Source organism: Oerskovia sp. NPDC060338, assembly GCF_042726295.1.
GTDB lineage: Bacteria > Actinomycetota > Actinomycetes > Actinomycetales > Cellulomonadaceae > Oerskovia > Oerskovia merdavium.
In genome coordinates this window covers 95,681-118,661 of record NZ_JBHXCQ010000010.1, presented here as the reverse complement: position 1 = coordinate 118,661, position 22,981 = coordinate 95,681, and the positions used below count along the sequence as shown (strand labels likewise).

At 73.0% G+C, this 22,981-nt stretch carries 19 protein-coding genes; 10 read left to right on the top strand and 9 right to left on the bottom strand.

Translation table 11 applies throughout. From position 1 onward, the window contains the following. Positions 1-96: 96 nt before the first annotated feature. The 3 genes from ACFWGN_RS13560 to ACFWGN_RS13550 are packed head-to-tail and all read right to left on the bottom strand — an operon-like array spanning position 97 to position 3,226. Positions 97-948, bottom strand: coding sequence for a carbohydrate ABC transporter permease (locus ACFWGN_RS13560; protein WP_377617468.1), 852 nt, complete (start codon positions 946-948; stop codon positions 97-99). After that, positions 948-1,934, bottom strand: coding sequence for a sugar ABC transporter permease (locus ACFWGN_RS13555; protein ID WP_318244506.1), 987 nt, complete (start codon positions 1,932-1,934; stop codon positions 948-950). Before ACFWGN_RS13555 ends, ACFWGN_RS13560 begins: the two co-directional genes overlap by 1 nt. Beyond that, entirely contained in the window at positions 1,931-3,226 is a 1,296-nt protein-coding gene (locus ACFWGN_RS13550; protein ID WP_377617466.1) for an extracellular solute-binding protein, read from the bottom strand. Before ACFWGN_RS13550 ends, ACFWGN_RS13555 begins: the two co-directional genes overlap by 4 nt. Positions 3,227-3,459: 233 nt before the next feature. Here ACFWGN_RS13550 and ACFWGN_RS13545 point away from each other — a divergent pair, with 233 nt between their 5' ends. The 3 genes from ACFWGN_RS13545 to ACFWGN_RS13535 all read left to right on the top strand — a co-directional run bounded on the left by ACFWGN_RS13545 (position 3,460) and on the right by ACFWGN_RS13535 (position 6,328). Beyond that, a complete protein-coding gene (locus ACFWGN_RS13545; RefSeq protein ID WP_377617465.1) occupies positions 3,460-4,140 on the top strand; it encodes a carbonic anhydrase in 681 nt (226 codons plus the stop codon). Between the two features lie 107 nt (positions 4,141-4,247). Further along, positions 4,248-5,657, top strand: a complete 1,410-nt coding sequence (locus ACFWGN_RS13540; RefSeq protein ID WP_191803388.1) for a class II fumarate hydratase — start codon at positions 4,248-4,250, stop codon at positions 5,655-5,657. A gap of 260 nt (positions 5,658-5,917) precedes the next feature. Beyond that, positions 5,918-6,328, top strand: a complete 411-nt coding sequence (locus tag ACFWGN_RS13535) for a hypothetical protein (RefSeq protein ID WP_191803390.1) — start codon at positions 5,918-5,920, stop codon at positions 6,326-6,328. A 116-nt stretch (positions 6,329-6,444) separates the two neighbouring features. Here ACFWGN_RS13535 and ACFWGN_RS13530 read toward each other — a convergent pair whose 3' ends face one another. Continuing rightward, the gene (locus tag ACFWGN_RS13530; protein ID WP_318244507.1) at positions 6,445-6,933 is read right to left on the bottom strand and encodes a winged helix DNA-binding protein; all 489 of its coding nucleotides are present in this window, start codon (positions 6,931-6,933) and stop codon (positions 6,445-6,447) included. 74 nt (positions 6,934-7,007) lie between these two features. On the opposite strand from ACFWGN_RS13530, the gene ACFWGN_RS13525 reads away from it, so the two are divergent. Next, on the top strand, positions 7,008-8,348 hold the full coding sequence (locus ACFWGN_RS13525; RefSeq protein ID WP_377617462.1) for an FUSC family protein: 1,341 nt from the start codon (positions 7,008-7,010) through the stop codon (positions 8,346-8,348). 69 nt (positions 8,349-8,417) lie between these two features. Here ACFWGN_RS13525 and ACFWGN_RS13520 read toward each other — a convergent pair whose 3' ends face one another. The 3 genes from ACFWGN_RS13520 to ACFWGN_RS13510 all read right to left on the bottom strand — a co-directional run bounded on the left by ACFWGN_RS13520 (position 8,418) and on the right by ACFWGN_RS13510 (position 12,560). After that, positions 8,418-9,677, bottom strand: a complete 1,260-nt coding sequence (locus tag ACFWGN_RS13520) for a PhoH family protein (protein WP_377617603.1) — start codon at positions 9,675-9,677, stop codon at positions 8,418-8,420. Between the two features lie 446 nt (positions 9,678-10,123). Continuing rightward, on the bottom strand, positions 10,124-11,842 hold the full coding sequence (locus ACFWGN_RS13515; protein WP_377617460.1) for a DHA2 family efflux MFS transporter permease subunit: 1,719 nt from the start codon (positions 11,840-11,842) through the stop codon (positions 10,124-10,126). Between the two features lie 82 nt (positions 11,843-11,924). Next, positions 11,925-12,560 (bottom strand): PadR family transcriptional regulator, encoded by a 636-nt coding sequence (locus ACFWGN_RS13510; RefSeq protein WP_191803398.1) that lies wholly within the window; start codon positions 12,558-12,560, stop codon positions 11,925-11,927. Between the two features lie 616 nt (positions 12,561-13,176). Between ACFWGN_RS13510 and ACFWGN_RS13505 the strand changes: the two genes are divergently transcribed. Continuing rightward, positions 13,177-14,259, top strand: coding sequence for a formylglycine-generating enzyme family protein (locus tag ACFWGN_RS13505; RefSeq protein WP_377617601.1), 1,083 nt, complete (start codon positions 13,177-13,179; stop codon positions 14,257-14,259). Between the two features lie 3 nt (positions 14,260-14,262). Further along, the gene (locus ACFWGN_RS13500; protein WP_377617458.1) at positions 14,263-14,838 is read left to right on the top strand and encodes a DUF1697 domain-containing protein; all 576 of its coding nucleotides are present in this window, start codon (positions 14,263-14,265) and stop codon (positions 14,836-14,838) included. Positions 14,839-14,845: 7 nt separating this feature from the next. On the opposite strand, the gene ACFWGN_RS13495 is transcribed toward ACFWGN_RS13500, so the two are convergent. Beyond that, positions 14,846-15,634: a hypothetical protein gene (locus ACFWGN_RS13495; protein ID WP_377617457.1), complete on the bottom strand. Its 789-nt coding sequence runs from the start codon at positions 15,632-15,634 to the stop codon at positions 14,846-14,848. Positions 15,635-15,865: 231 nt separating this feature from the next. Here ACFWGN_RS13495 and nhaA point away from each other — a divergent pair, with 231 nt between their 5' ends. Both nhaA and ACFWGN_RS13485 read left to right on the top strand, forming a co-directional pair. Further along, entirely contained in the window at positions 15,866-17,284 is a 1,419-nt protein-coding gene (gene nhaA, locus ACFWGN_RS13490) for a Na+/H+ antiporter NhaA (RefSeq protein ID WP_377617455.1), read from the top strand. 130 nt (positions 17,285-17,414) lie between these two features. Continuing rightward, a complete protein-coding gene (locus ACFWGN_RS13485) occupies positions 17,415-19,319 on the top strand; it encodes an alpha/beta-hydrolase family protein (RefSeq protein ID WP_377617453.1) in 1,905 nt (634 codons plus the stop codon). On the opposite strand, the gene ACFWGN_RS13480 is transcribed toward ACFWGN_RS13485, so the two are convergent. Then, complete coding sequence (locus tag ACFWGN_RS13480) at positions 19,267-20,394, bottom strand: saccharopine dehydrogenase family protein (protein ID WP_377617452.1); 1,128 nt, start codon at positions 20,392-20,394, stop codon at positions 19,267-19,269. The two genes, ACFWGN_RS13485 and ACFWGN_RS13480, sit on opposite strands and share 53 nt — an antisense overlap. Positions 20,395-20,457: 63 nt before the next feature. Here ACFWGN_RS13480 and ACFWGN_RS13475 point away from each other — a divergent pair, with 63 nt between their 5' ends. Next, positions 20,458-21,066 carry a TetR/AcrR family transcriptional regulator gene (locus tag ACFWGN_RS13475; RefSeq protein ID WP_377617451.1) on the top strand — a complete coding sequence of 203 codons (609 nt, stop codon included), beginning with the start codon at positions 20,458-20,460 and terminating at the stop codon, positions 21,064-21,066. Positions 21,067-21,369: 303 nt separating this feature from the next. Further along, a complete protein-coding gene (locus ACFWGN_RS13470; protein WP_377617449.1) occupies positions 21,370-22,977 on the top strand; it encodes a methionine--tRNA ligase in 1,608 nt (535 codons plus the stop codon). Positions 22,978-22,981: the final 4 nt, after the last annotated feature.

Sequence of the window (22,981 nt, the reverse complement as noted above, 5' to 3'; positions counted from 1 at the left end):
GCACCTCCGAGCGGGTTCTCCCCCGCGCGCGGCGCGCCGTGCGCAGGGGTCGTCGAGCGCTCGGGGCGGGCGGCGCCGTCGGGCCGGTGGCTCTGCTCATCCCTTGACCGCCCCCTGCGTCAGGCCCGAGACGATCTGGCGCTGGAACAGCACCACGAGGATCACCACGGGGATCGTCACGACCACGGCAGCGGCCGAGATCGCCCCCGTCGGCTCCTCGAAGTACGACGCGCCCGTGAAGAACGCGAGCGCCGCGGGCACGGGCCGGGCCGCGCTCGTCGACGTCAACGAGATGCCGTAGATGAAGTCGTTCCACGCGATGAAGAACGCGATGAGCGCCGTCGTGAACACGCCGGGCGCCGCGAGCGGCACGATGACCTTGCGGAACGCCTGCCACGGCGTGGCGCCGTCGACCTGCGCGGCCTGCTCGAGCTCCCACGGGATCTGCCGGAAGAAGGCCGCGAGGGTCCAGATCGAGATCGGCAGCGTGAGCGAGAGGTACGGGATGATGAGCCCGAGCCACGTGTCGTAGAGCCCGATGTTGCGCCACAGGTTGAACAGCGGCGTCACGATCGAGACCACGGGGAAGATCGACACCCCGAGCGCGGTCGTCAGGATCAGCCGCTTGCCCGGGAAGTCGAGGCGCGCGATCGCGTAGGCCGCGAGCGTCGCGAGGACCACGGCGATCGCCGTCGCGATGAGCGAGATGCCCACCGAGTTGCGCAGCGCGGACAGGAAGAGCTCCTGCGCGGACCCGCCCGAGGACAGGATCTGCTCGTAGTTGTCGGTGCTCCACTGCGGGGGCAGGAACGTGCCCGAGTTGATGTCGCTCGGGCCCTTGAAGCTCGTCATGAGGATCGAGACGACCGGGAACAGCGCCCCCACGAGGACGACGACCGTGATGACGGCCCACCACACGCGGGCCCGGGTGCTCAGGACGCTGCCCATCATCGCTCCCCTCTCGCGCCGGCCAGATCGACCTTGAAGAGCTTGATCGCCACGAAGCAGATCCCGATCACGCACAGGAACAGCAGGACCGAGATCGCCGAGCCCATGCCGATCTGGAGCTGGCCGATCGAGGTCCGGTAGGCCAGCAGCGACAGGACCTCGGTGTTGTTCGCGCCGTTGGTCATGATGAAGACGTTGTCGAAGATGCGGAACGCGTCGAGCGCTCGGAACAGCACCGCGACCATGATCGCGGCCTTCATGTTGGGCACGATCACGCGCGAGAAGCGCTGCCACGCCGTCGCGCCGTCGACCTTCGCGGCCTCCTCGAGGTCGCCCGGCACCTGGGCCAGGCCCGCGAGCAGCAGGAGCGAGATGAACGGCGTGGTCTTCCAGACCTCGGACGCGATGATGACGAACAGGCTCGTGCCCTGGTGGGCGAACCAGTTGAGGTCGGGGCCGACCCCCGGCACCCAGTCGAACCAGCTGTTGACGTACCCCGAGGTGATGTCGAACGCGTAGAACCACGCGAACGCCGAGACCACGGTGATGATCCCGTAGGGCACGAGGATCGCGGTGCGCAGCAGCCCTCGCAGACGCTTGATCGCCCGGTGCATGACGAGCGCGAGCGCGAACCCCAGGACGAGCTCGACCACGACGGACACGACCATGATGAAGAACGTCACCGCGAAGTCGCGCCACCACACGGGGTCGCTGAGGATCACCAGGTAGTTGCCGAGCCCGACGAACGAGCGGTCGTCGGGCGCCGTGAGCTTGTAGTTGAACAGCGAGTCGTAGACCGCCTGGAGGATCGGGTACAGCGTCACGGCCAGCATCACGACGAACGCGGGTCCGGCGAGGTACCAGCCGAGCCGGGCCTCGGCGCGGGCACGGTCGCTGCGTGCGGCCCGGCCCTTCCTGCCGTGCGCGGGGTCCGGTGCGGCGGGCTCGGGCTGGGCGCGGCGCGCGCCTCGGGTCTCGGTGCTCACAGCAGTCGCTCCCCTCGCAGGACGGCGGTGATGAAGTCGGTGGACTTCACGGGGGTCCCGTCCTCGGTCACGCTCGAGGGCGGGTACCAGGTCTGCTGGAGGCCCGTCGAGACCTCGTTGTAGAACGGGGTCTGCGGCCGGGGTGCGGCCTGCTCGAGCGACTGCCGGATCACGTCGTACATCGGGTACGCCGCCTGCACCGCCGGGTCGTCGTAGGCCGTGGTGTTGGACGCCGGGTTCCCGTCGGACACGAAGTACGCAGCCTGGTTCTCGGCTCCGACGATGCACTGCGCGGCCTCGTACGCGAGGTCGGAGTGGTCGCTGAACGCCCCGACGCCGATGCTGATGCCGCCGTAGGGCGGGCGGGTGTCCTGGCCCGCCACGGTCTGGGGATAGAGCGTCCAGCCGATGTCGTCGAGCAGCGACTGGTCGAGCGAGCCCGCCTCGACACCGCCCTGCGTCGAGGACCAGACGAACGGCCAGTTGACCATGAACGATCCCTTGTCCCCCTGGAAGAGCGTGAGGGAGGCCGACTCGTCAGCGCTCGGCAGGCCCGGTCCCCCCACGCCCGACGTCCCGATCTCGCCGATGATCCGGGCCGCGTCACGGCCCGCGTCGGTCTCGAGCCCGAGCTTGAGCTCGTCCGCGGGGGCCTCGGGGTTCTCGAGGATCTGGCCGCCCGCCGAGGCGATCAGGGCGTTGATCCACACCGTGAGCGACTCGGCCTTGGCGCCCTGGACCGCGAGGTACTTGTCCTGGGACTGCGCGGCGTCGATGAGCTGGTCCCAGGTCACGGGCTGGGTGAGGTCGAGTCCTGCGGCCTCGGCGACCGACTTGCGGTACCAGAGGAGCTGGGTGTTGGCCCAGAAGGGGATCGCGACGAGCTCTCCCTTCCACGTCGAGCCGTCGATCGCGCCCTGCACGACGTCCTTGGTCGCCGCGGCCGCGACGTCGTCCGGGACGGGGGCGAGGAAGCCCGCCTCGGCGAGCTCGGGGATGAACGGCGGGTCGAGGCTCATGAGGTCGATCGACGAGTCCTTGGCCGCGAGACGCCTCGCGAGCTGCTCGCGCTGGGCGGCGGCGTCTCGCGGCAGGAGGGACGTCTCGATCGTGTAGGCGCCCCCTGCGGCGTCCGTGCACGAGGCCGCGATCGAGGCCTGTCCCCCGTTGTCCGGGTTGATGTACCAGGTGAGCACGGGAGGGCCGGAGCCCTCTCCGGTGCTGCACGCGGCGAGCGGCACGATCGTCGCGACGGCGAGCGCCGCGGCGAGTGCTCGGGTGCGTCGGTGCACGGTCTCCCCTTCGTCCAACGGGCACTGCCTCGTGCCCGTTCTCGGTTGGTTCCCTCCTCCTAGGGCTACACCGTCGCGGGACGTCTCGCCACAGGGGGGACATTCCGGTGGGCTGTCGAGCGGTCCGTGCGACGGCCCGACGGCGCCGCTCGCCCCGCCCGGTCGGGTCGCCGCGTCCACGGCGGGGGCCGGATCGTGAACACCGCCGACGGGACGCGCTCCCGTGAGCGAACATGGAGGTTGTGACCACGACTGAGACGACCGAGCAGACCCCACCCGTGCTGACCCCCGCCCAGGCCTGGGCCATGCTCCGCGACGGCAACGGGCGATTCGTCCGCGACGAGATGGAGCACCCCTCCCAGGGCGCCGCGCGCCGGGCCGAGCTCAGCGTCGCGCAGCACCCGCACACCGTGATCTTCGGGTGCGCGGACTCCCGTGTCGCCGCCGAGATCATCTTCGACCAGGGCCTGGGCGACGTGTTCGTCGTGCGGACGGCGGGTCACGTCCTGGACACCACCGTGATCGGCTCGATCGAGTACGGGGTCAACATCCTGGGCACCCCGCTCGTGGTCGTGCTCGGCCACGACAGCTGCGGTGCGATCGCCGCGGCGGCGCACACCCTCTCGACCGGTGAGCAGGCCGACGGGTTCGTCCGTGCGGTCGTGGACCGGGTCATCCCCTCGATCGTCAACATCACGAGCAGCACGGGCAGCCTCGAGACCCTCGACCCGGACACGCTGCGCCGCGAGCACGTGCGCCACACGGTCGACATGCTCCACGGCTACTCGGCGGCCCTGGCGGACGCCGTGGCCGAGGGCCGGCTCGCGATCGTCGGTGTCGAGTACACGCTCGCGGACGGCCGCGCCCGGCTCGTCGAGGTCGTCGGCGACGTCGGCGAGACCCCGGACGTCTGACCGGCGCCCTCCCGCGCCGGAACCGGTCCGCGCGGGCGGCGTGCAGCACGCACCCGCCCCGCGGCCGGGTTCGAGATCACCCGTGCTCGTGCGGCACCATTAGCCCCATGACTTCTGCCGACGCTTCCGACTACCGCATCGAGCACGACACCATGGGTGAGGTCCGCGTCCCCGCGGCCGCCCTCTACCGCGCGCAGACGCAGCGCGCCGTGGAGAACTTCCCGCTGTCGGGCACTCCTCTCGAGCGCAGCCACATCGAGGCCCTTGCTCGTGTCAAGAAGGCCGCCGCGCGCGCCAACGCCGAGCTGGGGGTGCTCGACGAGGACGTCGCGGCCGCCATCGTGGCCGCCGCAGACGAGGTCGCCTCGGGCGCGCACGACGCCCACTTCCCGATCGACATCTTCCAGACGGGCTCCGGCACGTCGTCGAACATGAACACCAACGAGGTCCTCGCGACGCTCGCCACGCGCTCGCTGGGCCGCGAGGTCCACCCGAACGACCACGTCAACGCGTCGCAGTCGTCCAACGACGTCTTCCCGACGTCGGTGCACCTGGCCGCGACCGCGGGCGTCGTGCACGACCTGATCCCTGCCCTGACGCACCTCGCGGAGGCCCTCGAGGCCAAGGCGGCCGAGTTCGCGACGGTCGTGAAGTCGGGCCGCACGCACCTCATGGACGCGACCCCGGTCACGCTGGGCCAGGAGTTCGGCGGGTACGCCGCGGCCATGCGCTACGGGATCGAGCGCCTGCAGTCGGCGCTCCCCCGCGCGGCCGAGGTCCCCCTGGGCGGCACGGCCGTCGGCACGGGCATCAACACGCCGGCCGGCTTCCCGCAGCGCGTCATCGCCCTGCTGGTCGAGGACACGGGCCTGCCGCTCACCGAGGCGCGCGACCACTTCGAGGCGCAGAGCTCGCGCGACGGGCTCGTCGAGCTCTCGGGCGCGCTGCGCACCATCGCGGTCTCGATCACCAAGATCTGCAACGACCTGCGCTGGATGGGCTCGGGCCCCAACACGGGCCTGGGCGAGATCTTCATCCCGGACCTGCAGCCCGGCTCGTCGATCATGCCGGGCAAGGTCAACCCCGTGGTGCCCGAGGCCGTCCTCATGATCGCCGCGCGCGTGATCGGCAACGACGCGACCGTGGCGTGGGCCGGGGCCTCGGGGAGCTTCGAGCTCAACGTGCAGATCCCGGTCATCGCGCTGGGCGTCCTGGAGTCGATCCGTCTGCTGTCGAACGCGTCGGTCGTCCTCGCGGACAAGACCGTCACGGGCATCACGGCCAACGTCGAGCGCGCGCGTGCGCTCGCGGAGTCCTCGCCGTCGATCGTCACGCCACTCAACCGCGTGATCGGCTACGAGGCGGCGGCCAAGGTCGCCAAGCACTCGGTCAAGCAGGGCCTCACGGTCCGCGAGGCCGTGATCGACCTGGGCTTCGTCGAGCGCGGCGAGGTCACCGAGGAGCAGCTCGACACGGCGCTCGACGTCCTGTCGATGACGCGCCCGCCGCAGGCCTGACGAGGCGCTGAGGCAGCGAGGAGTGCGCTCCGGCGTGGAGCGCACCCCTCGGCCTGCACGACGGACGGCGTGTGCCGGGTGCGGTCACCCGGCCCACGCCGTCGGTCGTTCCTGCCACCCCTGTGCGCACCTCGTCGCCGGGCACACGCTGTCGATCCGCGCTTCGCCGACGACGTACCCGGGCGGCGACGAGAACCCGTACCCTTGGCGGCGCCAGACTCTCCCCACCGGGGCGACACGTACGCAAGGAGCAAGCACACGTGCAGGTGGCACTGACGGTCCAGGAGTGCGAAGCAACCCTGGCGGCGATCGTTCGCCTGAAGTTCGATGAATCCGGCGATGTGCCCGAGCCGTACTTCGGCAGCCCTTTCGTCGCGGACGCAGCGTCGAAGATGCTTCAGGCGATTCTCGACGAGAGCGACCGGACCGAGGATCGAGGGCGCGCAGCGGGCTGGCGCCGATGGGCTCAGTGGTCCAACCGCGGCACCGAGCCTCCGATCGTGGTCCGATACCTGGCCTCGTCAGCCCCCTGGGACACCTGGACCCGCGCAGAGCGGGTCTCCTGCCTCAGGATCTGTGCCGCACCCTTCATCCTCTCCGAGGCCGACGTCGAGACCCTGCTCGCCGCCGTCGACACCGAGCGACACGGAGCGAGACCGACCAGCAGCTGACGGAGCACCGACCTGGCCGTCGACGTCCTCGGCGTCGCCGTCCACCTCGCGCGGCTCGGGAGGCTTGGCCCGATGACGACTGCCCGGGGCGCTCTCGTCGCCCGAGCCCCTGCCGCTCAGTACTCGACCGGGTCCACCCGACGCAGCACGATCGCGAGCAGCTCGGCGAGGCGCTCGCGCTCGTCGCCGGTGAGCCCGCCGAGCGCGGCACGCTCGCGGTCGAGCTGGGCGGGGAAGAGCTCGTCGACGAGCCGGGTCCCCTCCTCGGTGAGCGAGAGCAGCACACCCCGGCGGTCCCGCTCGACGACGGTGCGCTCGACGAGCCCCTCGCGCTGGAGGTGGTCGAGGCGCTTGCTGATCGATGCGCCGGGGGCGCGGGTGATGGTCGTGACCTCGCGGGCCCGCAGGGGGCGGCCCGCGCGCCGCAGGGCCGTGAGCACCTCGAGCTCGGGGCGGGTCAGGGACCGCTGCGCGAGGGCGGCGTCGCTCGCCTCGGCCAGCAGCGCGGCGATCCGGGTGATCCGGCCGATCGAGTCGGCGGGCGAGACGTCGACGTCGGGCATCTGCTCTGCCCATTGCTCGCGCAGGCGCTCCACGTAGTCCACGAGACCCAGCGTAGTGCCCGTCGCCAACTAGTTCACTAGTGAAACATCTCCGAACGAGGCGTACCCTGGACAGGATGCCACTCTCCTCCGCGACCGCCACAGCCCTGTCCCCCGAGCCACCAGCCGACCGACGCTCCCCCGTCCGCACCGCCGCACGCGAGGTCCTCGACCCCTCCCACCTGCGGGCCGCGCTCCGACTCACCTCTGTCGACGCGACCCTCGCAGCAGCCCTGCGGTGCGGTGCGAGCGTCGCTCTCACGCTCGTCCTCGCCGCCACGAGCGGGCACCAGGACCTCGCGGGCTTCGCGGCCCTCGGTGCCCTGACCTCGCTCTACGGGCGGTTCGACCCGTACCGCCGTCGTGCCGCTCTGCTCGCCCTGGTGGGCGCGACCATGACCGGCTCGATCCTGCTCACGACCGCGATCACGGCCGCCGGCGCCCCGGCCGCCGTGACGCTCGGGGTCGTCGCACTGCTCGCGGGCGGCATGACGGCCCTGTGCCAGCTCGTGCGCACGGGTGCGCCCGGCGCCACGATCGTCGTCTTCGCGGCCGGTGCGGGCCTGGCCGGAGCGCCCACGTTCGCCGACCTCGCCCCGCGGGGCCTCGCCGCGCTCCTGGGCGTCGTGGTCGCGTGCGTCGTGTGCCTGGCTGGGTTCCTCGTCCGGCCGAGCGGACCCGCGCGGCTCGCCGTGCGCCGCGCGACGCTCGCCGCCGAGGCCGCGGCCCTCGCGCCCGACGACCGTGGCACCGTCGGGCGCGCGCAGGAGGCCGTGACCCTGGCCCGGACCGTCCTCGCCGACGACGCCTCGCACGGCCGCACGCGCGCCACCGCGCTACGGCTCGCCGACGAGCTCTCCGGGGCGGCCGGGACCCCCGCTGCCCTTCCACCTCGCCTCTCGTTGCGCCAGACAGCCCACAGGTCCCTCGCTGACGGAGGCTGGGGTCTGCGCGCGGCCCGCGTGACGCTCGCGGCGGCCGCAGCGGCGGCGATCGCGCAGGTCGCCGGGTTCGGCCACCCGGCCTGGGCCGCGATGGGCGCCACCGCGACGCTCCAGGGCACGACGACGCAGCACGCCGTGGTCCGCGCGCTCCAGCGGGCGCTCGGCACGGTCGCCGGCGCCCTGATCGCGTGGCCGCTGCTCGACGCGCACCTCGGGTTCTGGGCCACCGCGGCGCTCGTCGTCGTGCTCCAGGTCGTCACCGAGATCGTCGTGGGGCGTCACTACGGCCTCGCGATGCTGACCATCACGCCCATGGCCCTGCTCATGACGTCGCTCGGCGGGACCGGAGAGGGCATCGCGCTCGACCGGGCGCTCGACACGGCCGTGGGCGCGGTCGTCGGCGTGCTGACCGTGGTGCTGGTCCACGCGCGGCGACGCCCAGCAGCACCGAGGGCCGGAAGCACCGCGGCCTGACCGCGGGAGCGCGACGTGGCCCCCGCCCGTCAGGAGCGAGGGCCACGACCCGCCGCCGATCGGGCGCGGTCAGACCTCGATGCTCTCCAGCATCTCCGTCACGAGCGCCGCGACGGGCGAGCGCTCGGAGCGCGTCAGGGTCACGTGCGCGAACAGCGGGTGACCCTTGAGCGCCTCGATCACCGCGGCGACGCCGTCGTGCCGCCCGACGCGCAGGTTGTCACGCTGGGCGACGTCGTGCGTGAGGACGACCCGCGAGGACTGGCCGATGCGCGAGAGCACGGTCAGCAGGACGTTGCGCTCGAGCGACTGGGCCTCGTCGACGATGACGAACGCGTCGTGGAGCGAGCGTCCGCGGATGTGGGTCAGCGGCAGGACCTCGAGGACGTCGCGGTCCACGACCTCCTCCATGACCTCCTTGGACACGAGCGCCCCCAGGGTGTCGAACACGGCCTGGGCCCACGGGTTCATCTTCTCGGCCTCGGAGCCGGGCAGGTAGCCGAGCTCCTGGCCGCCCACGGCGTACAGGGGACGGAAGACCATGATCTTTCGGTGCTGCCTCTTCTCGAGCACCGCCTCGAGGCCCGCGCACAGCGCGAGCGCGGACTTCCCCGTCCCGGCACGCCCGCCGAGCGACACGATCCCGATCTCCTGGTCGAGCAGCAGGTCGATCGCGATGCGCTGCTCGGCAGAGCGCCCGTGCACGCCGAACACGTCCTGGTCTCCCCGGACGAGCTGCACGTGCTTGTCTGCCGTGACGCGGCCCAGCGCCGAGCCGCGCGGCGAGTGGACCACGAGCCCCGAGTGCACCAGGAGCGGCTCGGCGGCCGCGACCGTGGCGGCGTCGAGGGCCGAGAGCTCGACCGACTCGTGCTCCCACAGGTCGGCCATCTGCTCGTCGCTCACGTCGATCTCGCCCATGCCGGTCCAGCCCGAGTCGATCGCGAGCTCGGCCCGGTACTCCTCGGCCCGCAGACCCACGGCCGAGGCCTTGACCCGCATGGGCAGGTCCTTGGACACCACGGTCACGTCGCAGCCCTCGCTCGCGAGGTTGGCCGCGACCGACAGGATGCGCGTGTCGTTGTCGCCCAGACGGAACCCGGCGGGAAGCACCGCCGGGTCCGTGTGGTTGAGCTCGACGCGCAGCGTCCCGCCCACGGCCCCCACGGGGAGCGGGGCGTCGAGGCGGCCGTGCTTGACCCGCAGGTCGTCGAGCATGCGCAGCGCGCTGCGGGCGAAGTACCCGAGCTCGGCGTGGTGGCGCTTTGCCTCGAGCTCGGTGATGACGACGACGGGGAGGACGACGTCGTGCTCGGCGAAGCGCAGCATGGCTCGCGGGTCGGACAGGAGCACGGACGTGTCGATGACGAAGGTGCGCAGACCCTCGGGGGACGTCGTGCCACGGGACGCGATGTCCGTGACGTCGGGTGCAGCTCCAGAAGCAGAGGCGGTTCGGACCACAGCAGGCTCCCTCCGGCGCTCAGCGCCGTTCTCGCTGGGTGGGGCAGGCGACCGGCCGACAGAAGGCCGGTGCCGGCCCTCCTGCGCGGAGCAGAAACTCCATCGGATGGCCTCCCGGAGGACGACGTGTGTCGTCCGTCACGTTCGAAACTACGCCCGTGAAGTTCGGCCGTGTCGACCTGACACGCCGCGCGTCCGAGATGTCACCTGCCGTTCACGTGACGGCCCCGCCCGCCCCTGGGACGGGGCAGGCAGGGCCCGGCACGCCCGACGGCGGCACGCACGCTCCGCCGTCGGGCTCCGTCGCCGCGTGCTCAGTCCGCGTGCGCGACGTGCGTCCCCCGCATGGCGAGCGCCGCGACGAGCCCGATCACCAGGACCGCCGACGTCACGAGGAGCGTCTGCCCGACCGCGACCGAGAATCCCTGGTGCAGCGCGGTCGTGGCGGCCTCGCGGATCTGCGCCGCGGCCTCGGGAGGGATGCCCGCCGGGAGATCGAAGCTCTGGGCAGCGCCCGTGTACGACCCGCCGGCCGACGCGAAGCCGTCGACGAACGGCTGGCGGAGCTCGGGGGGCAGGCCCGCCGCGGCGTCGCGCGCGGCCGCGGGCAGGGTCGCCGAGAGACGGCTCGTGAGGGTCGCGACGATCGCGGCCGAACCGATCACGCCGCCCACCTGACGGAACGTGTTGAACGCGCCCGCGCCGGCGCCCGCCGTGCGGTGGTCGAGCCCCGACGTGGCGAGGTTGGCGAGCGGCGAGAAGACGGCGCCGGTACCGATCCCGAACAGGGTCATGGGCGCGACGATGGACAGGGTGCTCGCGTCAGGTGTGATCGCGACACTGAGCCACGCGACCGACGCCGCGAGCAGCGCGAAGCCCGTCGCGACGACCCACTTGGCCGGGATCCGGTCCGAGAGCCTGCCCGCGAACGGTGCCACGACACCGGACACGAGCGACCCCGGCAGGTTGATGAGCGCCGCCTCGAGCGGCGAGAGACCCAGGATCGACTGCAGGAAGATCGTCAGCGGGAAGAAGATCCCGATCATCCCGAACGACACGGCCATGCCGGACACGTTCGCGAGCGAGAAGTTGCGCGAGTGGAAGAGCGTGAGCGGCAGCAGGGCGCGGTCGCCCAGGTGCCGCTGCCACAGGACGAACGCCGCGAGCACCAGGACCCCCAGGCCGATGATCGACCAGATGGTGAGCGGGCCCACGACCGTGCCCCAGTGGTAGGTCTCGCCCTCCTGCAGACCGAACACGAACAGGAACAGGCCCACGATCGACAGCGCGACCCCGACCATGTCGAAGCTGCGCTTGTTGGTCGGCAGGGACGGCAGGCTCCGCAGCGCCAGGACGAGAGCCACGACGCCCACGGGGATGTTGACGAAGAAGATCCACTCCCAGCCCCAGGACTCGACGAACACACCGCCGAGCAGCGGTCCCGCGATCGTCGCGACCCCCGCGACCGCGCCCCACAGCCCCATCGCCGCGCCGCGCTGACGCGGCGGGAAGACGCGCGTGATCATCGACATGGTCTGCGGGGTCATGAGGGCGGCACCGACGCCCTGGACCGCGCGGGCCACGATGAGCATCTCGACCGACCCGGAGAGCCCGCACCACAGCGAGGAGAGCGTGAAGACCACGAGCCCCAGGACGAACACGGGCTTGGGGCCGAACCGGTCGCCCAGGCGACCCGCGAGCAGGAGCAGCACCGCGTAGGTGAGCAGGTAGGCGCTGTTGACCCAGCCCACCGCGGTGAGGGTCGTGTCGAACGTGTCGACGAGCGTGGGGACCGCGATGTTCACGATCGTGGTGTCGACCATGATCATGAAGAAGCCCAGGCACAGCGCGGGCAGGATGCTCCACGGGCTGCGCCCGCCGAGGTCGACGAGCGGCGGTCCTGCGGTCGCGCCGGGCGCCCCGGGTGCGCCTGCGGGCGGGCCTTCCGGTGGTGCAGCGAGCGTCGGCGTGGCGGGGTCCGTCCGGGTGCCGGTCGTCGGCAGGCTCTCGGAAGAGGGTGGCGTGGTGGTCATGGGTGTCCTCGGGCTCGGAGAAGTGCGGGGAGTTCAGGAAGGGCTGCGCGAGCAGCGGAACCGGCGTGACGCCGGCGGCCCGTCAGGGCACGTCACCTGCGGCCGCGGCCCGCGAGCGGGCGGCGGAGAAGTCACGGAAGGACTGCGGGACGGACTCGTCCCAGTCCAGGGCGCCGGAGTCGAGGTCGGCGAGCAGGCGGTCGATCCAGGCCAGCTCGGACTCGATCCGGTGGATGTCGTACTCGACGTCGAGCAGGAGGCGACGTGGCAGCCCGTGGCTGCGGACGACGTCGTACCTGGCGATGTAGGACGCGAGCTCCTCGGCCGACGCGGCCCGCCGGTCCCGCAGCGCGTCGACCGCGCTCGCCCGGTCGATCGCGTGCGCCTGCGAGAGCGCGAGCGGGAACGAGGGGTGCTCGCGCCGGGGTCGACCGAGCAGCAGCGCGGTGCGGTCGGCGAACGCGTCGCGCCCCGCGCCGGTCAGGCGATAGGTGGTCCGCTGCGGACGGTTGCCCTCGCGGTCGGTGCCGACCACCTCGACGTACCCCTCGGACTCCAGGCGGTCCATCGCGTGGTAGACCGAGCCCGGCGTGATGCTCGCGAGCCGGTCGTCCCCGCGCTGCTTGAGCGTCTGGTGGACCTGGTAGGGGTGCATGGGCTGCTCGTGGAGGAGCCCGAGCAGCAGGAGCGCGGCGGCGGACAGCTCCTTGCGTGCCATGTCTCGCCTCCTGACGGTGGGGTGGCTCGTTGGTTCGTTGGTGTGGTTCGTGCGAGCAACCTGGCGGCCGACGACGGGTGGCCGGAGAGCCGGAGCGGCGGGTGTGCGCGAGCACTCCAGCACGGTCGTTCCCCCAGGAATATTCCCGTCGGAATATACGCCCCCGCAGCGGCAGGGTCGAGGGCGATGCCGCCACGGTGGGGCACGTCACGTGTCCCTGCCGTCGTCCGACGGACCGGGCCGACGTGCCCGCATGCTGCCGAGGTGTTGACTACTCCGGTCGCCACTCACGGCACTAGGCTCGGACGGGCGGTGCGCGCGGGCAGGACGGACGGCATCGCTGCAGGTCAAGCACCACCCCGACCGCGGCCACCGAACGGCGCCGGTGCGGACGCCGGCACGGCCCGCCACCGGAGCGGTGTCCGGGCGGCATCAGAGCGGTATCGAGAACGAGCTCGACACGAGGAGACGCATGGACACGGCAGCGGGCACGTCATCGGCACCCGAGCAGACGAAGGGGCCCGACGGCGGGACGACCGGCAGCGCCGGTCGGGCCGGCACGACCGTCCCCGCGACGGCCCCCGTGACGGCCCGCCCGACCTCGACCCTCTCGCCCCTGGTCCCGCTGCCCGGCGGCACGTACCGGCGGGGATCGACCGAGTTCTACCCCGACGAGGCTCCTGTCCACGAGGTCACGGTCGGCCCGTTCGAGATCGAGCAGCACCCGGTGACCAACGCGCAGTTCGCGGCGTTCGTCGACGCGACGGGCTACGTCACGGTCGCCGAGCGTCCGCTCGACCCGGCCGACTACCCGGGCGTCGCGGTCGAGGACCTCCAGCCGGGGGCGCTCGTCTTCACCCCGACCGCCGGTCCTGTGAACCTCTCCGACTGGCGCCAGTGGTGGCGCTGGCAGCCCGGGGCCCGGTGGAGCGCACCGCACGGCCCGGGCAGCTCGATCGAGGGCCGCGAGGACCACCCGGTCGTGCAGGTCTCGTACGAGGACGCCCAGGCCTACGCGGCGTGGGCAGGCAGGTCGCTCCCCACCGAGGCCGAGTGGGAGTACGCGGGACGCGGCGGGCTCGACGGCGCGCGTTTCGCCTGGGGCGACGAGTACCAGCCCGACGGCGAGCTCCTCGCGAACCACTGGCAGGGTTCGTTCCCGTACCGCAACACGGGCGCCCGGGGGTGGGTCGGCACGAGCCCCGTGGGGACGTTCCCCGCGAACGGGTTCGGGCTCGCCGACATGACCGGCAACGTCTGGGAGTGGACCTCGTCCTTCTACACGCCCAACCACGCGGTCGACGCCCGCACGGCCGAGGAGGTCGCCGCGGCACGTGACGCGCTCACGATCGAGATGCCCGCGTGCTGCGCGCCGAGCACCGGCGCAGCCATGGCAGCGGCCCACCCCGCCCCGCACGACCCGCTGGGAGCGGCCGGCCTCGACGAGGACACCGCGACGGACGTTCGGGCCGCGGCGAGCGCCGAGCCCGGCTCGGCGATCCCCCGCAGGGTCCTCAAGGGCGGGTCGCACCTGTGCGCACCGGAGTACTGCCTGCGCTACCGGCCCGCGGCTCGTTCGCCCCAGGCGGTCGACACCGCGACGAGCCACATCGGCTTCCGCTGCGTGGTCCGCCCGCCCGTGGCGGTCGCCCCGTCGACGCCCGGCATGCCGGCGTCCGCGCGCAACCTCCTGGGCTGAGGCGTGTCCGGGTCGAGCGTCCCGTCGGCCTACGCGGTGCTGCTGCGCGGGGTGAACGTGGGCGGGGGCCGCAAGGTCCTGTCGGCGGACCTGCGCGCTGTCGCGCAGGACGCAGGGTTCGCGGGCGCGCGCACGCTCCTCAACAGCGGGAACCTTGTCGTCTCGCCGGGGACGTCGGGAGCCTCCGGGCCCGACGACGTCGCGCGCCTCGTGCGCGCAGGGCTCGCCCGGCGCCTGGGGCTGGACGTCGACGTGCTCGCGCTGACGGGCGCGGACCTCGAGCGAGCGGTCGCCGCGAACCCCTTCCCCGAGGCCGCGGGCCAGGACCCGTCGCACCTGCTGCTGACGTTCTACCCGGCGGCACCGGACCCGGAGCGGGTCGCAGCGCTCGACCCGCTCGCCTACGGGGTCGAGCACATGGCGTGGTCCGGGCCGGTCAGCTACACCTGGTACCAGGGCGGGGTCGGGACCTCGAGGCTCACGCCGGCGGTGCTGCTGCGGACGGTCGGGCTGTGGGGCACGGCCAGGAACTGGAACACGGTCACCAAGCTCGCCGGGCTGGTCGACGCGGCGGGCTGATCTTCCCTCAGGCCCGGCGCTCGACGCCGATCGCGCCCGTGGGCGCGGCGGGCGCGACCGGACGCCAGAGCTGCACGGTCCCCTCGTCCCGCACCACGACCCCGATCGCCGCGAGGTCGGCTCGCAGCTCGCGCACGTGGTCGTCCTTTCCCGCGTCGATCAGTCCGGCTCGTGCGCGCAGGAGGGCGTCGGCCCCCGCGGGAAGCCCCAGGTCGCCCGCCTCCCACAGGCGGTATGCCGCACGGAACGGGTCACCGGTCTCACGCCAGGGCCACCCGTGCGTGTCGAAGGCCGCCCGGACCTCCGCGGAGGGCAGGTCGGCGGACCACCGGGCGACCTCCCGCTCGCCGCGCAGGAGGACGATCTCCTTGCCGTCCGCGAACACGTCGGTGACCTCGGACCGCCCGAGGGTCTCGAGGGTGTCCTTGGTCTTGAACCCGGCCCCCGTGGACGTCACCGCGACGCGCCCCATGGTCTCGACCAGGTGCTGGGCGAAGACCGCTCCGACGATCGCGCCCACGATCGCGAGCCCGACGACGGTGCACGCACCCCACCTGTCGGCGAGCGTGTCGACAGACCGGGCGATGCCCTGCCACGGCGCCCACGACAGGCCGGACATCCACGCCGCGAGCCAGCGCAAGCCGACGCCGGCCGCGGCACCGAGGACCGGGAGGACGGCACGGAGGAACAGCGTGTCGGCGGACGAGCACCCCACGACCGTCTCCTCCGGGGTGCGAGGGGTGGTCGATGCGGAGGGCGGCGTGGGGGTGGGCGCGTCAGGGGTCTTCTCGTACACCCGTACATGCTCCTGCCGGGCGGGTGTCCGAGACATCCCCCTTTCGGCGGACTTCGGTCGCGTCCGTGTCCACCTTCCGGCATCCCCCGGCGAGCGTGCCGTCCTCCTCCGGTCCGGTCCAGGACCCGACGGGCGGGCCCGCCCGAGCCGGGCCACCGGTAAGATGGGACGCTGGTGTGCCGGGAAGTCTGGTCGGCGTGACGTCGACGACCCCTCAACCACAGGAGCCCTGTGAGCACGCACGAGCAGCACACCCCCACCCCGGACGACTCCCCCCGCACGAGCGCGACGCCCGGCCCGGCGACCGCGGACGGCGCGGTGAACCTCCCTGCTGGCGCGACGCCGTCGAGCAGCGAGAACCCCGCCCCCTCGCCCGCCGCCCAGCCCGCGCCGCGCCCCGGCGCCGCGCAGCGCTGGAAGCGCTGGGTCACACGCGAGACCACGGGCGGCGCGCTCCTCATCGGCGCCGCGATCATCGCGCTCGTGTGGGCCAACTCGCCCTGGCGCGCGGCGTACTTCGACCTGTCCGCGCTCACGTTCGGACCCGAGTCCCTCCACCTCGACCTGTCGCTGTCCACCTGGGCCGCCGACGGGCTGCTCGCCATCTTCTTCTTCGTGGTGGGCGTCGAGCTCAAGCAGGAGTTCGTCGCCGGCTCGCTGCGCAACCCGCGCCAGGCCGGCGTCCCCATGCTCGCGGCCGTGGGCGGCATGATCGTGCCCGCGATCCTCTACGTCACGGTCGCGCTCTGGGGAGGCGGCGCCGACGCCGTGCACGGCTGGGCCATCCCGACCGCGACCGACATCGCGTTCGCGCTCGCGGTCCTCGCGGTGTTCGGCCGCGGGCTCCCGACGGCGATCCGCACGTTCCTGCTCACGCTCGCCGTGGTCGACGACCTGCTCGCGATCGTCGTCATCGCGGTCTTCTACACCGAGACCCTGCACTGGGCCCCGCTGGGCCTGGCGCTCGTGGGCGTCGCGCTGTTCGCGTTCCTGGTGCGCCGCCGCCGCACGCACTGGTGGCTGCTGCTCCCGCTCGCGTTCGTCGTCTGGGCGCTGGTCCACGCGTCCGGGATCCACGCGACCGTGGCGGGCGTGCTCCTGGGCTTCACGGTCCCGGCCGTCGTCCTGTTCGGCGAGAAGACCTCGCGCACGCACCGGTTCGAGCACGTCGTCCGACCGATCTCCTCGGGCATCGCCCTGCCGATCTTCGCGTTCTTCGCGGCCGGCGTCTCGCTCGTCGACGGCGGCGGGATCGGCGAGATGATCGGCCAGCCGGTCGCGATCGGCATCATCGTGGGGCTCGTGGTCGGCAAGGGCATCGGCGTGCTCGGCGTCACCGCGCTCGTGACGAGGCTGACGCCGCTGCGGCTCGCGCCCGGCATCGGGGTGCGCGACCTGCTGCCCGTGGGCCTGCTCGCCGGTATCGGGTTCACGGTCTCCCTCCTCATCGCCGAGCTGTCCTTCCCCGACTCCGAGCACACGGACTCGGCCAAGGCCGCGGTGCTGCTGGCCTCTGTGATCTCGGCGCTGCTCGCCGCGACGGCGCTGCGCTGGGACGCCCGGCGCAAGCGCTCCGACGACATGAACGAGGACGGGCTGCCCGACGACGTCTCGACGTACATCGGGGACGCCGCCGACGACGAGCGCTGAGCCAGGTCCCGGCCGGGCGAGGTGGCGGGAGCCGCGAGCGCTCCGGACTCCCTCACCCGGCGGGGACCGCCCCACCGGCTTCACCCGGCGCCCGGTGGCGCGAAACCCCCAGCCCCGTACGATCGCACCCGTGCAGCCAGACGTCACGCAGAAGCCCGAGAACGCTCCGGACGCCGGGACGCCCGAGGTCCCCGAGGGCGCCGGCTCCGATGGCTCCGTCGGACCCGCCGGACCTGCCGGGCCGACGGGCAGCTCCGGCGCACGGACCCCAGCCCGCCCGGCGACGCCCGACGGCGAGGCGAGCACGCGGCCACCGCTGCGCCGTCGGCCGTGGGCCTGGCTCCAGCACTACGCGCGGCGCTTCTCCACGACCGGGCTCGTCCTCGCCCTCCTGTTCTTCTGCTTCTCCCTCACGCCCTCGCTCATCCCCCGCGCCTGGTACTACCAGGCGCTCATCACGGGCATGAGCATGGTCGGCGGGTACGGGATCGGGGCGTTCGTCGAGTGGTTCGCCCTCAAGGTGGGGCTCCGGATCCGCTGGAGCCCACGCGTGAGCCGCATCGCCTGGTGGGTCCTGGGCGCCGCGACGATCGTCCTCGTGCCGGTCTTCCTGGTCCTGGGCGCCCGGTGGCAGCACGAGCTGCGCGCCCTGTTCGGCATGCCCGAGCAGGCGCCCGCCAACGACGTCGCGGTCGTGTTCGTCGCGGTCCTCATCGCGATCGGCGTCCTGCAGCTCGGCCGCGCGCTGCGCCGCGTCGCGCAGTGGGTGAGCCTGCTGGTGGACAACATCATGCCCAAGCCGGTCGCCCGCTTCCTGAGCGGGGTGATCGTCGCCGTCGTGGTCGTGCTGCTCTTCAACGGCGTGATCTGGGCCGGCGCGCTGCACATGCTCAACAACGTCTACGCGAGCGCCAACGAGAAGATCGACCCGGACCTCGCCCCGCCCACCTCGCCCGACCGATCGGGCTCGCCCGAGTCCGGTTCGTCCTGGGAGTCGCTCGGTGCCGAAGGGCGCCGGTTCGTGGCGCTCGGCCCCACGCAGGCCGAGCTGACCGAGTTCGCCGCGGGCGGCGACGTGGTCGACCCGGCCGACGTCCAGGAGCCCATCCGCGTCTATGCGGGTCTCGACCCGGAGGGCGACCTCGACGCGACCGCCCAGCGCGTGGTCGACGAGCTCGACCGCACGAACGCCTGGGACCGCTCGGTCCTGGTCGTGGCCACCACGACCGGCACGGGCTGGGTGGACCCCGGCATGAGCAACTCGCTCGAGCTCATGCACGGAGGCGACACCGCGATCGCCTCGATGCAGTACTCGTACCTGCCGAGCTGGATCAGCTTCGTCGGTGACCGCAGCACCCCGCCGAACGCGGGCAAGGCCCTCTACGAGGCCGTGTACGAGGCGTGGTCGAAGCAACCCGAGGACTCGCGTCCGCAGCTCATGGCGTTCGGCATCTCGCTCGGCTCGTTCGGTGCGCAGGGCGCGTTCAGCGGCCTGCAGGACATGACGACCCGCACCGACGGGGCCATGTTCGTGGGCACGCCCAACTTCACGCCCAACTGGACCGACTTCACGAACCACCGCGACGCCGGCTCGCTCGAGTACTCGCCCGTGTACGAGGAGGGCGCCCAGGTCCGGTGGGGCACCGAGGTCTCGAGCGCGGCCAACATCTGGTCCGTGCCCGGCACGTGGGAGACGCCGCGCGTCGTCTACGTCCAGCACGCGTCCGACGGCGTCACGTGGTGGTCCCCCACGACGCTGTGGTCCGAGCCCGACTGGATGCGCGAGCCCCGCGGGCCCGACGTGCTCGACGCCGTCGAGTGGCGCCCCGTCGTGACGTTCTGGCAGCTCACGGGCGACCTGTTCGTGGCCGCGGCCTCGGACATCCCCGCAGGTCACGGGCACGTCTACTACCTCGAGTACGCCGACGGCTGGTCGGCGCTCAACGCCCCCGACGGCTGGGACGAGGACGACACCCTGCGCCTCAAGGAGCAGATGCTGACCAAACAGCCCGCCGCGTCGAGCTCGACGGGCTGAGGCGCCCGCTCTCCGCGCCCGACGGCTGAGCGCCCCCGTCGACGAACACCTCGACGGCCGCCTCTCCTCCGGCCGCGACGAGCCGCTCCGGCAGGTCGGCCAGGCCGTCGACCTGCTCGACATGACGCACGCCCGGCGCGACGTGCCCCGCGAGGACCGCGAGCGCCACCTCGGCCGCGACGAGCCCCGTGACCCGCCCCTGGCCCGACGCGACGAACGAGACCTGGACCTCGCGGTCGCCGTGGTGCGCCGTGGCGGCGAGCGCGAACCGGTCACCGCCCACGTGCACGGCGGCGAAGACCGATGCGAGCGCCCGCCGCCCGCGCCCGCCGCGGAAGGCGCGCAGGACCCCCGCACGCCGCGCCCCGAACACCGATGCGGTCAGCAGGCGGGAGTCGAGCGCGAACCGCGTCGTCACGCGCGGCACGTCGAGCGTGCGACGCAGGGTGTGCTGGTCGGAGAAGTCGAAGGGATGGACGGTGCGCCGCCCGAGGCCGGGCAGCAGCACCTGGCGTGCGCCGCCGTCGGGCTGCGGACCGACCAGGCCGTCGACCGTCCAGCGGATCGCGTCCGCGCCGTGCGCCTCGCCCCCGCCGAGGACCACCGCGACCTCGATCTCCTGGGCACCGCCGACCAGGTCGTGCGCACGCCGGGCGAGCAGGTTCGTGAGCCCGGGCGCGACGCCCACGCTCAGCACGGCCGCGGCGCCCGCGTCACGGGCGACCTCGTCGAGGCGCTCGGTCGCCTCGAGCTGTTCACGGGACGCCGAGACGTCCACGAGCGACACGCCGCGTGCGAGGCACGCCCGGGCCACCCGGTCGTCACCGGGCTCGACCGCCAGGACGACCAGGCCCACGCCGTCGAGCGCCGCAACGAGGGTCGCGGGGTCGGCGAGGTCGACGCGCACCGCGCGCGGGGAGCCGATCCGTCGCGCGAGCGCCCGTGCGGCGTCAAGGTTGCGCCCTGCGGGGACCACGCGCCCGGGGATCGCCTCGGCGAGCCGTTCGCACACGACGGACCCGACCGCCCCGTAGCCACCTATCACGAGCACGTCCCGCACGTTCACTAGAGTCATGCTCTAGTGAATATCACTGTAGTCTCACTACAGTCAATTGTCGGCGATCGTCCCCGGAGACCCATGCCCCCCACCCGCGCCGAGAAGGCCCGCGCGACACGCACCCGCATCCTCGACGCGGCGCACGAGCTCTTCGTCACGAACGGCTGGACCCGCACCTCGGTCGAGGACGTCGCACGCGCGGCGGGCGTGGCCACACAGACGATCTACTACACGTTCGGCACCAAGCACGCGCTCTTCAAGGAGCTGCTCGACGTCCGCGTCGCGGGAGACCACGACGACGTCGCCACGCTCGACCGCCCCTGGGCCCGCGAGGTGCTCGCCGAGCCCGATCCCGCGCGCCACCTGGCCCTGCACGTCGCGGGCGCCCGCGCCGTCCTCGAACGCGTCGCCCCCCTCCTGCGCGTGCTGCGCGACGCCGCGCCCGGCCTGCCTGCGCTCGCCGACCTGTGGGCCACGAACCAGGAGCAGCGGCGGACCGTCGCCGCGACCCTGACGAGTGCGCTCGCCACGAAGTCCGCGCTCCGCACCAGCACGCAGGTCGCGACCGACATCACCCACACGCTGCTCGGCCCCGACACGTACGGCACGCTCGTGCTCGACCTGGGCTGGTCCCCCCAGGCCTGGCAGGACTGGGCGACCGACGCGCTCGTGCGTCAGCTCCTGCCGTAGCGCGCCGGGCGCGACACCTGGACGGCCGACCGGCCGGGTGCCGGCCGCGCACGCCCGGCCCGATCCCACCCGGTGCCCGCCGGCTTCAGGACCGCGCCGCGACGCTGCTAGGGTCGGACGCATGAGCTGCTCGTCGACCGTCATGATGCGCCCCACCCGGGGCCCTTCGTGATGCGCTGAGCACGCTCGTCACCACCCAAGGCCTCGCCGCAGCGAGGCCTTTCGTGTGTCCGGGCCCGGTGCGGTCGAGGCGCCCGTCGAGGCACCTCCCGAGGTGCCGCAGTCCCCGAGAGGACCACCGCCATGACCGCCGCACCCGCCCAGCCCCGCAGCACGACACCACCCAGCAGCCCCACCCTCTACGTCACGACCGCGATCCCCTACGTCAACGGCGACCCGCACCTGGGCCATGCGCTCGAGCTCGTCCAGACGGACGTCCTGGCCCGCCACGCGCGACTGCGCGGGCGACCGACCCGCTTCCTGACGGGCACCGACGACCACGCCCTCAAGAACGTGAGCGGGGCCCGAGCGGCAGACCGCGAGGTCGGGGAGTTCGTCGCCGAGCGTGTCGAGGACTTCCGCGCCCTGCGCCCCGCGCTGTCGCTGTCCACGGACGACTTCCTGTCGACGTCGTCCGACCCCCGCCACCGTCCGGGCGTCGAGGCCCTGTGGCGGCGGTGCGCCGAGGCCGGCGACTTCTACCTGCGCTCCTACGAGGGTCTGTACTGTGCGGGCTGCGAGCAGTTCTACTCCCCCGACGAGCTCGACGCGTCGGGCCGCTGTCCAGAGCACCTGCCCCTGCCCGAGCGCGTGGTCGAGGAGAACTGGTTCTTCCGGCTGTCCCGCTACGCCGACCGCGTCCGCGAGGAGATCACGTCGGGGCGCGTGCGCATCAACCCGCCCGCCAAGCGCAACGAGGTCCTCGCGTTCGTCGACGCGGGGCTCGAGGACTTCAGCGTCTCGCGGCCCGCGACCCGCTCGGACGGGTGGGGCGTCCCCGTCCCGGGCGACCCGTCGCAGGTGGTCTACGTGTGGTGGGACGCGCTGACCAACTACGTCACCGCGCTGGGCTACGGCTCGGACCCGGCCGACCCGGGCGCCGCGGTCGACTACCGCACCTGGTGGTCCGGCGGCGACGAGCGCGTGCACGTGATCGGCAAGGGCATCACGCGCTTCCACGCGGTGTACTGGCTCGCGCTCCTGCTCTCGGCGGGCGAGCCGCTGCCCACCACGATCCACGTGCACGACTACGTCACCGCCGGCGGCGCCAAGCTCGCCAAGTCCGCGGGTACCGCGGTGCACCCCGTCGGGCTCGTGGACACCTACGGCACCGACGCGCTGCGCTGGTGGTTCGCGCGCGAGGTCCCGCTCCTGGGCGACGCCGAGTTCACGGCCGAGCGCCTCGTGGCCCGGCACGACGACGAGCTGGCGCACGGCGTGGGCAACCTGGTCAACCGCACGCTCACGCTCGTGCACCGGTTCCGGGACGGCGTCGTGCCTGCGCTCCCCCGCACCCGGGCGAGCGCACCCGACGAGCTGGGCTCCGCCGTCGGGCAGGTCGCCCCTGCCGTGGACGCGGCCCTCGCGGACGCCGACCTGCGGGCCGCGACCGGAGCCGTGCGGCGCGTCGTCGACGCGGCCAACCGGTACGTGAACACCGAGAAGCCGTGGGAGCTCGCGGCGCGCGAGCGGGCCGGGGACGCGGACGCTGCGGAGGCTGCTGCGCACCTGGACGAAGTGCTCGCGCGGCTCGTCGAGGCGTGCCGGGTCGTGGCGGTCGAGCTCTCGCCGTTCGTGCCCGACGGCGCCGCGCGGCTCCGCGAGCAGCTCGGCGGGCCCGCGGGCGGCGGGCAGGAATCCGGCACCGACCGCGTGGGCACGCCGGTGCCGGTCTTCCCCCGCCTGGGCTGACCTG